General features: G+C 33.2%; 14 protein-coding genes. All 14 read left to right on the forward strand.

Translation table 11 applies throughout. The annotated features are described in order from the left end of the window. Positions 1-2: 2 nt before the first annotated feature. The 14 genes from ACP7AV_RS12155 (at position 3) to ACP7AV_RS12220 (ending at position 16,074) form a co-directional block, all read left to right on the forward strand. Positions 3-941 (forward strand): glycosyltransferase family 2 protein, encoded by a 939-nt coding sequence (locus tag ACP7AV_RS12155; protein ID WP_426092176.1) that lies wholly within the window; start codon positions 3-5, stop codon positions 939-941. After that, positions 942-1,952 (forward strand): glycosyltransferase family A protein, encoded by a 1,011-nt coding sequence (locus tag ACP7AV_RS12160; RefSeq protein ID WP_426092177.1) that lies wholly within the window; start codon positions 942-944, stop codon positions 1,950-1,952. Between the two features lie 184 nt (positions 1,953-2,136). Next, the gene (gene wecB, locus ACP7AV_RS12165; protein ID WP_426092178.1) at positions 2,137-3,243 is read left to right on the forward strand and encodes a non-hydrolyzing UDP-N-acetylglucosamine 2-epimerase; all 1,107 of its coding nucleotides are present in this window, start codon (positions 2,137-2,139) and stop codon (positions 3,241-3,243) included. Between the two features lie 234 nt (positions 3,244-3,477). Beyond that, entirely contained in the window at positions 3,478-4,800 is a 1,323-nt protein-coding gene (locus tag ACP7AV_RS12170; RefSeq protein ID WP_426092179.1) for a hypothetical protein, read from the forward strand. Between the two features lie 81 nt (positions 4,801-4,881). Beyond that, the gene (locus tag ACP7AV_RS12175; RefSeq protein WP_426092180.1) at positions 4,882-5,901 is read left to right on the forward strand and encodes an N-acetylneuraminate synthase family protein; all 1,020 of its coding nucleotides are present in this window, start codon (positions 4,882-4,884) and stop codon (positions 5,899-5,901) included. A gap of 332 nt (positions 5,902-6,233) precedes the next feature. Beyond that, positions 6,234-6,527, forward strand: coding sequence for a GIY-YIG nuclease family protein (locus ACP7AV_RS12180; protein ID WP_426092181.1), 294 nt, complete (start codon positions 6,234-6,236; stop codon positions 6,525-6,527). Between the two features lie 475 nt (positions 6,528-7,002). Beyond that, positions 7,003-8,160 (forward strand): UDP-N-acetylglucosamine 2-epimerase, encoded by a 1,158-nt coding sequence (gene neuC / locus ACP7AV_RS12185; RefSeq protein ID WP_426092182.1) that lies wholly within the window; start codon positions 7,003-7,005, stop codon positions 8,158-8,160. A gap of 1 nt (position 8,161) precedes the next feature. Then, positions 8,162-8,860, forward strand: coding sequence for a cytidylyltransferase domain-containing protein (locus ACP7AV_RS12190; protein WP_426092183.1), 699 nt, complete (start codon positions 8,162-8,164; stop codon positions 8,858-8,860). After that, positions 8,860-10,575, forward strand: coding sequence for an asparagine synthase (glutamine-hydrolyzing) (gene asnB / locus ACP7AV_RS12195; RefSeq protein ID WP_426092184.1), 1,716 nt, complete (start codon positions 8,860-8,862; stop codon positions 10,573-10,575). The genes ACP7AV_RS12190 and asnB overlap by 1 nt, the downstream gene beginning before the upstream one ends. A gap of 207 nt (positions 10,576-10,782) precedes the next feature. Then, a complete protein-coding gene (locus ACP7AV_RS12200) occupies positions 10,783-12,042 on the forward strand; it encodes a UDP-glycosyltransferase (RefSeq protein WP_426092185.1) in 1,260 nt (419 codons plus the stop codon). A gap of 2 nt (positions 12,043-12,044) precedes the next feature. After that, the gene (locus ACP7AV_RS12205) at positions 12,045-12,608 is read left to right on the forward strand and encodes a serine O-acetyltransferase (RefSeq protein WP_426092186.1); all 564 of its coding nucleotides are present in this window, start codon (positions 12,045-12,047) and stop codon (positions 12,606-12,608) included. 1 nt (position 12,609) lies between these two features. Further along, a complete protein-coding gene (locus ACP7AV_RS12210; RefSeq protein WP_426092187.1) occupies positions 12,610-14,043 on the forward strand; it encodes an MBOAT family O-acyltransferase in 1,434 nt (477 codons plus the stop codon). 247 nt (positions 14,044-14,290) lie between these two features. Next, the gene (locus tag ACP7AV_RS12215; protein ID WP_426092188.1) at positions 14,291-14,623 is read left to right on the forward strand and encodes a GIY-YIG nuclease family protein; all 333 of its coding nucleotides are present in this window, start codon (positions 14,291-14,293) and stop codon (positions 14,621-14,623) included. 575 nt (positions 14,624-15,198) lie between these two features. Next, on the forward strand, positions 15,199-16,074 hold the full coding sequence (locus ACP7AV_RS12220; protein WP_426092189.1) for a hypothetical protein: 876 nt from the start codon (positions 15,199-15,201) through the stop codon (positions 16,072-16,074). Positions 16,075-16,077 lie beyond the last annotated feature (3 nt).

The raw sequence follows: 16,077 nt of genomic DNA on the forward strand, positions 1-16,077 counted from the left end.
TTATGAATCCATTAATTTCTATAATCATTCCATCATACAATCGTGAAAATCTAATGAGGGAAACATTAGATAGTATAATTGAGCAAACCTATACCAACTGGGAGTGTATTGTTATTGATGATAGATCGACTGATGGCACAGATGCCATTCTCAAAGAATATTCAAATAGACATAATCAATTTATAGTAATTACTAAACCTTTAGAATTAAAGCAGGGGGCTAGTGTTTCAAAAAATTTAGGACTTCAACTGGCAAGAGGGGAATACATTCAGTTTTTAGATTCGGATGATATTTTGGCAGAGAATAAATTAGAAAAACAAATAGAGGCTTTAAAAAACGAGGATGAAAAAGTAATTTCTGTTTGTATAACTAGTAATTTTAACAAAATAAATGATGCTGTTATTTTAGATAATCAAAGGAAAGATTATTGTAATTTTAGCAACGCCAAAGAATATTTTGAGTTAATAGGAGAAATAGGAGGATATTATGCACCGGAAAGTTTTTTGATAAGTAAAGAATTAATTAATTTTTCAGGACATTGGAATGAAAATTTGACTTTAAATGATGATGGAGAATTTTTTTTCAGGATTATTTATAACTCTAATAAAATTATTTTTACTAAGGATACTTTTGTTCGTCACAGACAAAAAACTGGTAATAATTTAAGTACGCTTAATTCATTTCAAAAAGCTACTAGTCTCTTGAATAGTTGGAAAATTATTGAAATATTGTACAATACAAAATACAATAAATTAAATTCTAAATATTTGGATAAAAAAAAATGGGCGGTTTATAATGAATTGAAAAGAACTTATCCAATATTAATTGAACAAAACAAATTGTTTTTTTATAATCAAAAAAAGAGAGATAATTTTTTGTACAAACTGAATAAATTAAAAAGGAGAGTTAATTTAAGATTAAAAAATATTTTTAAATACTAAATGCGAATAGGCTACAATCCACATAAAGACCAACCACAAGAGGAACCTGAATATTTACATCAAATTATCATTCCTGTTTATATTCCAAAGAAAGAAGATTATTTTAAGGATAGTTTTGCCATTTTTCAAATTTGCTTAACTTCATTATTTGCAACTATTCATAACAAAACATTTATCACAATCGTAAATAATGGAAGTGGTAGTTTTGTGAGGGATTATTTGAACAAGTTATTAGCGCAAAATAGTATACATGAAGTAATTCATACCCAAAATATTGGGAAGCTTAATGCTATTCTAAAGGGTTTAGCTGGAAATAATATTGAATTGGTAACAATTACTGATGCGGATGTATTGTTTCTTCCTAATTGGCAAAATGAAACAGCAAAAGTATTCGAGCAATTACCAAAAGCGGGAGTCGTTGGTATTGTTCCCCAATTTAAAACTTATGAAGTAAATTGCGGGACTGTTATTTTTGATAATTTTTTTAATAAAAATTTGAAATTTATACCAATAAAAAATAAAGAAGCATTAATTCATTTTTATGAAGGTATAGGCTGGGATAGAAGTTACAATCAGGACTATTTAAAATATGGTTTGGGATTGGAAATAAATGCTGATTTAAAAGTTCTGATTGGTGCTGGACATTTTGTAGCTACCTATAAAAAAGATATGTTTCAGGAAATTACAACAAATATCGGTTATAAATTAGGAGGTAATAGTGAGGGGTATTTAGATAGGGCACCACTTAAAAAAGGATATTGGCGTGTTACTACCTATGATAATTATGCTTATCATATGGGTAATACATTTGAAGATTGGATGAAAATAGAGCAACTACAAGAGAATGCTTATCAATATCCAATTTCTAATTTTAGTAAAAGTAAAAGGATAAGTAGTATCAGCTATTTTGTAAAAAACAGATTTTTCATCAAATTTATTTCTATAAATTGGTTGGTTAAGTTGTTTATACGGTGGAAAAAGTTGCCTAAAGAAATGATTGAAAATTATTAAGAATTAATTTTTTGTGGTTTTTATAACCAATAATAAAAAAAAGTCATTTTTGTCTTTTTGTGTCTATAAAATAAAAGTATGCAATTGTCGATATTTGAAAAAATTAAATGTAAGCTTTTATATATTATATATTGTTTAACATTATCAATTATAAAACTAAAAAAGCATTAGTAAAGTATAAGCAATGAAAATTCTAATTGTTTTTGGAACGCGCCCCGAAGCCATAAAAATGGCACCTCTCTATCATGAACTCAAAAAAAAATGTTTTATTGTGAAAGTATGTGTTACGGCACAGCATCGCGAAATGCTGGATCAAGTACTGGATTTTTTTGAAATTAAACCCGATTATGATCTAGATTTAATGCAGCCTAATCAAACCCTGAACGGCTTAAGTGCGATGATTTTGTCTAAAATTGATGGTGTACTTTTTGAAGTGGAGCCCGATTTAGTTTTAGTGCATGGTGATACCACTACTTCTTCTATAGTGGCTTTGGCCGCTTTTCATAGAGGAATAAAAGTTGGACACATAGAGGCGGGATTGAGAACCTATGACAAGCACGCTCCATTTCCTGAGGAAATTAATCGACAAATTACCAGTAGAATTGCAGACATCCATTTTTCTCCGACTCCACAAGCCACTCAAAATTTATTGAAAGAGAGAGTTACCAGCGATAGTATTGTTGAAACAGGTAACACAGGTATAGATGCCTTGTTGTGGACCCTAAATAAAATAGAAAAAGGGAATTATGAAAATAATGAAATTGATGAATTAAGAAATTCGATTCCCTTCGATAAAAAAATAATATTAGCGACGGGACATCGCAGGGAAAACTTTGGGGAAGGCTTCCAAAATCTTTGCGAAGCTCTTTTGGCAATTTCTGCAAGAAAGGATGCAGTGGTAGTTTTTCCCGTTCATCTTAATCCGAATGTAAAAGATGTTGTATTTGAATTGTTGTCAAATAAAAAAAATATTTATTTAATTGCTCCTGTCTCTTATCCAGCTTTTGTTTGGTTAATGAAACAATCATTTTTAATTGTTTCTGATTCTGGTGGCATTCAAGAAGAAGCACCTTCACTTGGAAAACCGGTTTTGGTCACACGAAGCATTTCAGAAAGGCCGGAAGGACTTATAGCAGGTTTTTCGATGTTGGTGGGAACTGATAAAAATAAAATTATAACTACCATTCAAGATATGTTGGATAATTTCATTGGTTTTGAAAACTCGGATAACCCTTATGGGAATGGTGATGCATCTCGACAAATTGCAGATTATTTATTAAATCATGATTAATATGAAAATTCTTGTATTAATGAATTTCATTAATGTTAAAGATAGTAGCAATTTTAAAGCTAAATAGTAGTAATTCAAAATCTTCTTGAATAAGGTTTTTGCGTTTTTGTTCAGTCATATGCTGGAAAAAAAATATTTATTTAGAAAACATAAATTGTTTTGCGTGGATAATTGATGATTAAGAAAAGTTATGCAAATCAGCAAAATAAAATTTAAATTTATATAATTTAATTAATGTATGTAACGAAAAATAACCAATCTATTATTGTTTGTTCACATGATGTTTATCCACATATTCGATCAAGTGAAGGGATTGTTAATAGAAATTGGTTTGATGTTTTAAGTGAAAAACATAACAATTTAGGACTTTTGTCATCTGACAAAAGTATTAAGATAATAGATAATAACCGTTTAATTATTTTAGATAATAATGTGTTGAAAGCACTTTATTATTGGTCAAAATTGCCTAAAAATACTTTCTTAGGGTTTTTATATCGAATATTTAATAGAATTAGTGTAAAGCTTTTTGCTTTATCAAAAGAAAGTTCATTGTATCAAATACTATGGGTTAAAATACAAACGGATTATGTTTTTAGAATAAGTAATAGTAATCTAGAGAATACAGTCTTTTGGTCCAGAATTTTGCCGACTTTTTCTATTTTGCCTGTTATAAACGCTTGGAATCGCAAACGAATACCTTTTATAATAAATATTAATGATCCATTTCAAAATAATTTAAAAAATGGTTATTCTTATGATGAGAAAGTATTTTTAGAAACTGTAGATAAAGCCCAGTGTTGGACATTCCCCTCTAAGAGGTTAGCTATTTTTATGGCTAAAAAATACAATTTGGAGGTGAATAGATGCTTTGTTATTCCGCATGCTATGCGTAATCAATATAAAATATATGATAGTGAAAAAGTTGTTAAGGGGAAACTAAAATTTGTCTATAGCGGAACATTTTATAAAAGCGCATTTACTGATTCTTTTGGAATTGAGTTAGTAAAATTTTCATTGTCAGAGGAAATCAATAGGGTAGAATTTATTTTTATACTTTCTCAGTATGATAATTTTTCATTAAATTGGATTAAGAAAAAGATACCAAACGCAATAATTCATACAAAATTAGATAGAGATACTGTTTTGAAAATAACGGCCGACGCTGATTGTATGCTTGTAATAGATTCAATTATCCATCAAGATCTTTTGAAAGGAAAGTTAATCGAGGCTATATCACAAGGATTACCAATTTTAGCAATAACGTATCCAAATTCCGTGATGGATAATGTTGTAAAAGAGTATGGAGGAATTTCATCCTATCAAAACATTGAAAATGATATTTCAGACAAATTTATAAATGTTGTCACTAATTTAGAAAGTGGAATATGGCGTTCTGATTTTTGCGAAAAAAGACGAGAAGTGATGACAAAAATATCTGAAGAAAATATAGCTAAAGCTACAATTGAAATTACTCAATATGCATTGGAGAGATTTTTATGGGAGGAAGGGAAAAGCCAAAGAGAACCAATCGCACCTATTACTTACAACTGGCCTTAGTATTAGAAAAATTTTAATTGACTCGAAACTATTGCTTACAAAAAAAGCAAGTGTTCTTGTGTAAAGCATTACATTTAAATTATGGGAATAAAAAAATCATTGCCTTATATTATAGCTGAAATTGGTCAGGCTCATGAAGGTAGTTTGGGAATTTTATATTCCTACATCGACGCAATAGCACTAACAGGAGTTGATGCTGTAAAGTTTCAAATGCACATCGCTGAAGCGGAAAGTAGTCAATACGAGCCTTTTCGTGTGAAATTTTCTTTGGAGGATGAAACTCGTTTTAACTATTGGAAACGAATGAGTTTTTCTTTAGCGCAGTGGAAAGGGATAAAATTACATTGTGATACTTTAGGACTTGACTTTATATGTTCTACTTTTAGTAATTTAGCTGTGGATTGGTTGGAAGAAATAGGAGTTAAACAATATAAAATAGGCTCCGGTGAGGTTACCAATTTCCTGATTTTAGAGAAAATTGCACAAACTGGTAAACCAGTGATTTTATCTTCGGGTATGAGTTCGTATGCTGAATTAGATCAAACAGTCGATTTCCTAAATGAACGAAAGGTTGATTTTTCTATTTTGCAATGTACGACTGCCTATCCAACAATGCCAGAACACTATGGTTTGAATGTCATTCAAGAATTAAAGGATAGATATAAAGTGCCTGTTGGGTTTTCGGATCATTCTGCCCGAATGGAAACCTGCATAGCAGCGACGGCTTTGGGAGCCAGTATTCTGGAATTTCATGTTGTTTTTGACCGACAGCTTTTTGGTCCGGACGCTAAAGCTTCTTTAACCATCCGAGAAACAAAAGATTTAGTTTTAGCTGTCAAAAATGTAGCAACCGCCTTGTCCAATCCTATTGATAAAAATAACAACAGTAATTTTTCGGAAATCAAACAAATTTTCGAAAAATCATTGGCAGTTAATAAAAAATTGCCTAAAAATCATGTTATTACTTTTGATGACTTAGAGGCTAAAAAACCAAAAGGGTTTGGGGTCGACGCCATGCGATTTCAAGAAGTAATCGGGAAGGTTTTGAATAGAGATTTGAATCAATGGGATTTTTTAATTGAGGGGGATTTGTTGAAATAAGGGTTCTCGATACTATTTTAAAGCAAATCCCTTACTTTTAAAATCAATATTTGTTCACCTTTAAAATCACTCGAACTGACGTTAAGTGTTATCGAGAAGTTTCAATTATATAAGGGTTCTCGTTACGATTTTAAAGCAAATTCTTTAGTTTTAAAAGAATAAATCTTTGTTTAGCTTTAAAAAATCGCTCGAACTGAAGTAAGGAGTCGGTGTGAAGAGAAGTATTGGTTACTCAGCGGTTCTCGATACTTCATGAAGGTTTCCTACCGCAAACCCTTATTCAACTCGAACTGACGTATCATGTCATGTTGAGAAGCCTAAAATGAAATAATATGAAAAAGTCTTCTGTTTATATAGTAAAATGCTCTGATAATACCTATTATACTGGAGTATCCAGTAATTTAGAAAGTAGAATATATAAGCACAATGTGGTTTTTTATCCAGATTGTTATACTTTCAAACGAAGACCATTGTCATTGGTTTTTTACTGTGAGTTTACAGATATAAATTTTGCCATCGAGAAAGAGAAACAAATCAAAAAATGGTCTAGAGCAAAAAAGGAAGCGTTAATAAATGAAGATTTTGATGCATTAGTTAATTTAACAAAAAAGAAATTCGATGAGTAAAGGTGGGTTCGTCACTTCGAGTGTTTTTTAGCCATTCTAAATTGTTATATTTCAGGGAAATTTGTAGGCTAAAAAATGTATCGAGAAGTTTTGATAGCACAACGGTTGTCGATACGATTTTTAAAGCTGGGATGCTTAGCTTTAAAAAAGTAGACTATTCATAGCTTAAAAAATCACTCGAACTGACGTGAAGTATTGTATCGAGAAGTTTCGGTTAGAGAACGGTTCTCGATACTTCACAAAGGTCTTACTGTCCCTAAGAGTCGAGAAGAAAGGAGGTACGCAGCTTGTCTATATAGAGAAGTATTGGTTACTCAACGGTTCTCGATATTATTTTTAAAGTAAATCCCTTAGTTTTAAAAATATAAAATTTTCTTTGGCTTTAAAAATCACTGTAACTGATGTGGTGTCAAAATAACGTTTTTACCTGTCCGCTTTTTTGCCTACTTTTAAACCCAAGAATAATAAATTTAAAATGCCAAAAAGAAAAATAGTTGTAGTAATAACGGCGCGTCCTTCTTATAGTCGCGTAAAAACGGTTTTATCGGCGATTGAAAATCATCCTGATTTGGAATTACAAATAGTTGTTGCCGCATCTGCCTTGTTAGATCGCTATGGTTCTGCTGTGAATTATATTGAAAAAGATGGTTTTACCATTGCCGCAAAAGTATTTAATGTATTGGAAGGGGAGAATTTAACCGCAGCAGCAAAAACAACTGGAATTGGAATTTTAGAATTATCTACCGTTTTTGATAATTTAAAACCGGATATCGTCGTAACCGTTGCCGATCGATTTGAAACTATGGCTACTGCCATTGCGGCTTCTTATATGAATATTCCTTTAGCGCACATTCAAGGTGGAGAAGTAACGGGAAATATTGATGAAAAAGTACGTCATGCCATCACAAAATTGGCAGATTATCATTTTGTAGCTTCTGAAAATGCTAAAGAAAGGGTAATCAAATTGGGAGAAGACCCTGAGATGGTTTTTAACACCGGATGCCCTTCCATTGATTTGGCAGACGAAGTATTACTGAGTAAGACACTTCCTTTTGATCCCTATGAGAGATATGGTGGAGTAGGAGCAAAACCCAATTTGTCTGAAGGCTATTTAGTCGTTATGCAACATCCGGTAACCACAGAATATCAAGATTCCAGAAAACATATTGAAGCTACTCTTGAAGCGATTCATAAATTAAATAAACCCACCCTTTGGTTTTGGCCCAACGTGGATGCCGGAGCGGACGGAACTTCAACAGGAATTCGTGCTTTTAGAGAGCAGCACCAGCTACCCAATGTTCATTTTTTTAAGAACATGGAAGGAAAAGATTTTTTGCAATTGCTTCAGCACAGTAATTGTTTAATTGGAAATTCAAGCGCGGGGATTCGGGAATGTGCTTTCTTAGGAGTTCCTGTTGTTAACATAGGTTCTCGTCAAAACAGGAGAGAAAGAGGTGGGAATAGTATTGATGTTGATTATTGTCAGGATCAAATCGAAGATGCCATTTTAGACTCTGTACAAAGAGGAAAATCAGTCTCTTCCTCTATTTATGGAGAGGGAAATGCGGGTACGCAAATAGCCGAACTGTTACTGCAATTGCCTTTGCAGTTTCATAAAACCATTATGTACTAAGATGCGAATTTTTGGCATCATACCGGCTCGCGGCGGATCGAAAGGTGTTCCTGGGAAAAACATTAAATTGTTGAACGGGAAACCGTTGTTGCAATATACTTCTGAAATTGCTTTGAAATCACAGTATTTAACAACTGTGATTTTGTCCAGTGATGATAACCAAATAATTACAGTTGCCAAAAGCTTGGGAATTCAAGTACCATTTTTGCGGCCAGAGGAATTCGCCCAAGACCAAACACCAACAATTGATGTAATTATTCATGCTTTGGAATGGTTCAGAAATCACGCTATTTTCTTTGATGCCGTTTGTTTATTGCAGGTAACCAGCCCTTTTAGAACGGTTGAATTTTTAGATAAAGCAATCGAAAAATTTATTGCAAGTGGTTGTGATTCTTTGGTTTCGGTACAAAAAGTACCTCACGAATATAATCCACATTGGACGTTTGAGGTTAATCCCGAAGAGAATTTAAAAATTGTTACTGGTGAAGAAAAAATCATTAGTAGAAGACAAGAACTGCCAGATACCTACCATAGAGATGGAAGTATTTATATCATGAAAACGGAAGTACTTTTGCAACAGCATTCTTTGTATGGAAAAAGTATTTCATTCATCGAATCTCCTCCTGAATTTTATTTAAATATAGACACTGTAGCCGATTGGGAAAAGGCGGAACAAATGATTAAAAATAGAGAAAAATAATGTGTGGTATTGCGGGAATAATTGGGGATTTTGATACCCATCAGTTGGATGTCATGCTGTTGATTCAGCACCATAGGGGTCCGGATGCCACAGGAAAATATAGTGATGGGGATTTTGCTGCTTTAGGACATAATCGTCTTGCTATTATTGATTTATCCTCAGAAGCCAATCAACCTTTCTTGGATTCTTCTGGTCGGTATATTCTGGTTTTTAATGGTGAAATCTATAATTATATTGAGCTAAAAGCCGAATTGGATGGGCACTATACTTTCAAAACGGATTCGGATACTGAAGTTTTATTGGCGGCATTTATAATTTATGGAAAACAATGTCTGCAAAAATTGAACGGCATGTTTTCCTTTGCTATTTGGGATAATCAAGACAAAAAGTTATTTGCAGCTAGAGACCGCTTTGGAGTCAAACCCTTTTTTTACAGTATAAAAAACAACTCCTTTTATTTTTCATCCGAAATAAAAGCACTTCACGCTTCGGGTATTTCAAGAATTTTAAATGAGAAAGTATGGGCTTCTTATTTTGCTTATGGTTCTTATGGTAACCCCGATCAAACTTTTTGGGAAGATATACTTCAATTGCCAGGCGGTTATTTTTTAGAATTTCAAAACCAGCAATTGGTGCTGGAAAAATGGTATTTTTTTGAAGAGGAAGTAGCCAAACAACCTAAGAATTTGACTTTTGAGCAAGCAAAACAACATTATGTTGCTCTTTTAAAAGACAGCATTGATTTGCGTTTCAGGGCTGATGTTCCCGTTGGATTTAATATTAGTGGTGGATTGGATAGTTCCGTATTATTGGCTTTAGTCAATCTGCAAGAGCATAATTCTAAAATCAACGCTTATACTTTTTATACGGATAATATAGATTATGATGAATTGCCTTGGGTAGAACAAATGGTAGCCAAAACCGGTAATCCACTAACTAAAGTTCTGCTTCAAGCCTATGATGTTCCTGATTTTTCTAAAAATATAGCATTTCAACAAGACGAGCCTTTTGGTGGGGTTCCCACCTTAGCATACGCCAAAATCTTTCAAAAAGCCCGAAAAGACAACGTATTGGTATTGCTCGATGGTCAAGGTATGGACGAGCAGTGGGCCGGTTATGATTATTACACCCATGAAAATGATACTACCATTCAAGGAGTTATGGATTCACCATTCAAAAGAAATATACTTTCGAAAACTTTTTTAGCAAAAGCCGAAAAACCAAACTATCCCAAACCTTTTGCTGATGGGATTTTAAATAAACAATACCGGGATTTGTTTTATACCAAAATTCCCAGAGCCTTGCGGTTTAATGACCGAATTTCTATGATGTTTACCACTGAATTGCGGGAGCCTTTCTTAGATTATCGCTTGGTTGAATTTGCTTTTTCGTTACCTTTGGATTTTAAAATAAAGAACGGAATAACCAAATTTATGTTGCGAGAAATCGCCTCAGAATATTTGGACAATGATTTAGTTTTTGCACCTAAGAGACCGTTGCAGACGCCACAGCGCGAGTGGCTGGCAGAAGATTTGAAAGATTGGGTAACCGAATGTTTTACGTCACTCGAAAATTCAGAATATTCAAAATGGATTGATATAAAAGAATTAAAGAAAGAATTAGAGCGTTATGTTGGAGGTAATATCCAATCTAGTTTTCATATTTGGCAGTGCATTAGTTTGTTTGAGATTACGCAAACCATTAATGATCACTAAAATTCATATTTGTTTACACATTCATTACAAAAAACGATATTTAGAGATTAAAAAATAAATAAGAAAGATTTAATGCTCAATAACAAAATATTTATATTACTTCCAGATGGAATTGGTTTGCGCAATTTTGCTTATTCTAGTTTTTATGAAATTGGAAAAAAGCAAGGTTTTGATGTCATTTTTTGGAATAATACTCCTTTTCAATTAATGGATTTAGGATTTCAGGAAATAATAATTGAAAATGCTAAAACGCATATGCTTACTGACATTTATAAAAATGTAAAAATTCAGACTGAGCTTAATTTGAATGTAAAAAAGACTAACGATAAAGTATATAATGCTTATCGTTTTCCATTTTCATACAAAACTATTAATAATGTTATAAAAAATATTGCTATTCAATTGCTTTCCTTTACTCATTCTTCTGAAAGTGGAATTAAAAAAATAAGAAATAGGATCAGAGAAGAAGAGCGTAAAACTCTATATTATAATAAGAGTAAAGAAACTTTGAAAAAACATAAACCAGCTTTCGTTTTTTGTACCAATCAAAGAATCAGTTTAGCGATAGCACCAATACTGGCAGCTCAGGATTTAAATATTCCTACTGCAACGTTTATTTTCTCATGGGATAACCTTCCAAAAGGAACTATGGTAGTAGAAACGGATTACTATTTTGTTTGGAGTCATCACATGAAAAAAGAGCTTTTATACTACTACCCTTATATTAAAGATGAACAAATCATAATAACAGGAACACCACAATTTGAAAATCATTTTCAAGTAAAGCATGTAATAAACAAAGAGCTGTTTTTTAAGCAAAATGGGTTGGACATTGAAAAAAAGTATATTTGCTATTCAGGAGATGATCAGACTACATCACCCTATGATCCTAATTACTTATTAGATTTGATAGAAGTGGTTAAAGGTTTAAATGAAAAAGGGCGTCGGTTGGGAATTATTTTTAGAAGATGCCCTGTAGATTTTTCAGATCGATTCGATGTGATTTTACAAGAGAATAAAGATATAGTTACGGCTATCGTTCCAAAATGGGATAAAGTTGGTGAAGGTTGGAATACAATTTTACCCACGCCAGAGGATTCTATTTTGCAAATGAATATTGTTGCACATACCGAATTTGTTGTCAATTTGGGATCATCCATGGTTTTTGATTATGCAGCTCATACAAAACCATGTGCTTATATAAATTACAATCCTGAAATACAAAACAACAATTGGTCTGTGGAAAAAATTTATGATTTTGTTCATTTTCGTTCCATGCCCGCTGATGCAGTAGTTTGGCTAAATGCGCCGGACGAAATTGCAGCAAAGATTGAATTAATGTTGAGCGATGATGCCCAAAGAGTAGTTGCAAATGCTCAAGATTGGTTTAAAAAAATTAATCAGCATCCCGCAGAAGATGCTTCTCAACGCATTTGGGACGGTATAGTCGAGATTTGTAAAAAATAAAAATGGTAAAACAAATTATAGCATTGGATTACAAGCGATGTGGAATCGAGAAAGTGAGTTTTTGGGTACTCCTGAAGACCTTTATAATTATGCCTAACCCGGGGCTTAAATTCTTGACCATTTTTAGGCTGACTCAGTATTTTAGAAAAAGAAACAGACCCTTATTTTACTTTTTCTTTCTTTGGTTGCGGAACTTAAAAGTTAAGTATGGATTTGATATTTCCTACAGAACCCAGATTGGGGAAGGCTTTTATATTGGACATTTTGGAAATGTTGTAATTCATGGCGACACCATAATAGGAGATAATTGCAATATTTCCCAAGGAATCACTTTTGGAATTAGTAATTCTGGAAATCATAAAGGTGTTCCGAACATTGGGAATAATGTATTTGTTGGACCCGGTGCCTGTATTTTCGGTGAAGTAACAATCGGCAATCATGTGACAATAAGTGCAAATGCAGTTGTAACAGAAGATGTGCCTGATTACCATACGGTACTGAGTTCTAAAACTAGCACAATCGATAAAGATTTATCCTCTTTCTACATCCATAATAGCTGTAAATAGTATGTTTTTTAATTCGTTTTCCTTTGCCATTTTCCTGCCTATTGTATTTGTTTTGTACTGGTTTGTTTTTAATAAAACCAAAAGCACTCAAAATGCAGTACTTATTATAGCGAGCTACTATTTTTATTCCTGTTGGGATTGGCGTTTTTTGTTCTTGTTGGTTTTCTCCACTTTTTTAGATTATTATACTGGTATTCGGATAGAAAAAGCCAAGACGGAACTTGGACGAAAATTTTGGTTTTGGTTGAGCATCAGTATAAATCTGGGTTTCTTGGGGGTATTTAAATATTATAATTTTTTTGCAGATTCTTTCTCCCAATTATTAAATGGATTCGGGCTGCAAACTAGTCCCTTATTACTAAACGTTATTCTGCCGGTAGGTATTTCCTTTTATACGTTTCACGGATTATCTTATGTAATTGATATTTATTTAAAAAGAATTAAGGCAGAATATAATTTTGTAGATTACTCTTTATTTGTCAGTTATTTTCCATTGCTCGTGGCGGGGCCTATTGAAAGAGCGACGCATTTATTGCCTCAAGTGAAAGTAAAACGGAGTTTTGACTATCAAAAGGCGAAAGAAGGAATCTTTCAGTTTGTTTGGGGATTGGTCAAAAAAGTGGTTATCGCGGATACCTGTGCGACCTATGCCAATGCGATTTTTGATAATTACGAATCGATGAACTCTTTGTCACTGATTCTTGGATCCGTTTATTTCGCCTTCCAGATTTATGGTGATTTTTCAGGTTATTCGGATATGGCATTGGGTATGTCTAAATTGTTTGGCATCGATTTATTGCGTAATTTTAATTATCCGTATTTTTCCAGAGATATTTCCGAGTTTTGGCGGCGTTGGCACATTTCGCTTTCGTCTTGGTTTCGAGACTATTTATACATTCCTTTGGGCGGTAGCAGTGGTGGTACGGCGATGAAAATCCGCAATACGTTTATAATTTTTTTGGTCAGTGGTTTTTGGCATGGCGCCAATTGGACTTTTATTGCTTGGGGTTTCATTAACGCTTTGTATTTTTTACCGCTATTGCTTTTGAAACGGAATCGGTCTAATATGGAAACAGTATCCTTGTATTGGGATTTGAACTCCGTTAAAGTTTTCTTTAGTATTGTCAGTACGTTTGCATTAACCTGCTTTGCTTGGATTTTCTTCCGGGTAAAATCGATAACAGAAGCTTTTGAATATATTGGTCGTATTTTTACCAATAGAATTTTTGAATCACAGTATTTAGAAAACGAGCGTTACAATTACGAAATCATTATAATGATACTTGCTTTTATTATTCTGGAATGGAACAGCCGTACGCAAATAGAACCCATTTCTGGGAAATACAGTTATTTGAAATTAACATTATGCCTTGCGGTGATTGTAGCATTGGGAACCTATTCCGATTATAAAGAATTTATTTATTTTCAGTTTTGATATAAATAAGGAAATTGATTGTAATTTGTTTCTGCTTAGTATAAACTTTCGAAGTGATAAAGCGTCTCGACTGTACTTCGACTTCGCTCAGTATAAACTTTCGACGTGACAAGAATGAGTACGATTTCAGATCGAGTCCTTCGTCTACACTCAGGACAAGCTATAGTCGAGTTGTCAAATCGAGTCCTTCGTCTACGCTCAGGACAAGCTATAGTCGAGATTCGTTTAATTTAAAATAAAACAGTATATGAAATTCTACTATGTATATATTCTTCGTTGTATTGACGATTCACTATACGTAGGTTTGACTTCTGATATTGAGAGAAGAGTTATGGAACATAATATGGGTAAATATCCAGAAGCCTATACGTACAGTAGAAGACCGGTTTTATTAGTTTTTTATCAGGATTTTACTGATCCTAATCAGGCTATCGAATTTGAAAAAAAAATAAAAAAATGGAGTAGGATGAAAAAACAAGCGCTAATTGATGAAAATTTTGACAAATTACAAGATTTATCAGAATGTAGAAATGCAACGCATCATAAATACAAATCGGATTTTGAAGATATAGAAGAATAGTTTTACTAAGCGTCTCGACTGCGCTCGACGTGACAAAGAGAGTAGTTTAATTGTCAAATCGAGCGCAGTCGAGATTCATTAAGACATAAAAGCGTCTCGACTGCACTCGACGTGACATAGTGAGTAGTTTAATTATCAAATCGAGCGCAGTCGAGATTCATTAAGACATAAAAGCGTCTCGACTGCGCTCAACGTGACAAAGAGAATAGTTTAATTGTCAAATCGAGCGCAGTCGAGATTCATTAAGACATAAAAGCGTCTCGACTGCACTCGACGTGACATAGTGAGTAGTTTAATTGTCAAATCGAGCGCAGTCGAGATTCATTAAGACATAAAAGCGTCTCGACTGCGCTCGACGTGACAAAGATAGTAGTTTAATTATCAAATCGAGTCCTTCGTCTACGCTCGACGTGACAAAGAGAGTAGTTTAATTGTCAAATCGAGCGCAGTCGAGATTGATTAAGACATAAAAGCGTCTCGACTGCACTCGACGTGACAAAAGATTGGTTTGTCAAATCGAGGTATCAAATACCATACATTAAAATACTAGAATAATAATACAGAATAAAACAACAATGAAGCAGTTTTTAATTTTTACAGTCAAAACCGTCGTGTTACTACTTTTACTGTTGGTGGTATTGGATTTTTTGTACACCACTGTTTATTTACAGTATTCGAATAGGGGGAAAATTGATTATGTTTACAACTCAACAGCGCGTGATTATGATGTGGTTATTTTAGGGTCGTCCAGAGCCAATAATCATTTTGTAGCTCCTATGTTTGCCGAAAAAGGATTGAAAACATTTAATTATGGGATGAGCGGAGGCCATTTATTTGAAGCTTCATTATTGTTAAAATTGATGGTGGAACGTAATTATACTATAAAGAATGTGATACTGGAGACGGATTTGAATTTGTCCAATGAGAAACGAGATGACGGCGTTTCGTCTCATTTTCTTCCTTTTCTCCATGATTCTAAAATTATTCGTAATCATTTTTCACAGGAGACGGATTACAAAGAATTGTATTATGTGCCTTTTTATCGGTATGTATCATTTGACTCTAAAATAGGATTTAGGGAACTCTACAAAACAGTAGTTAACGAACCGACCACCTATTTAGCCCATTTAGGATATTATCCTTTAGGAAATAAAAAGGGTAATATGAAAAATAACCTGACGAATCTAAAACCGGTACACAATAAATATTATGAAGAAATTAAACAGCTTTGTAAAGCGAACAATATAAATTTGATTGCCGTAATGACTCCGATGTGCAACAATACTAAAGGATTGAATTATTTTGAAAAAGTGCAACGACTCTATCCTGAAATTCATAATTATGAAAAAGCGGTGGAGGGAGATCAATATTTTTCTTCCTGCGGCCATCTGAATGATACCGGAGCCAGACTGTTTACCAGTATAATTATTAAAGATTTTTTTAAGCAATAATTT

The organism is Flavobacterium sp. DSR3-2 (assembly GCF_049896525.1).
Lineage (GTDB): Bacteria > Bacteroidota > Bacteroidia > Flavobacteriales > Flavobacteriaceae > Flavobacterium.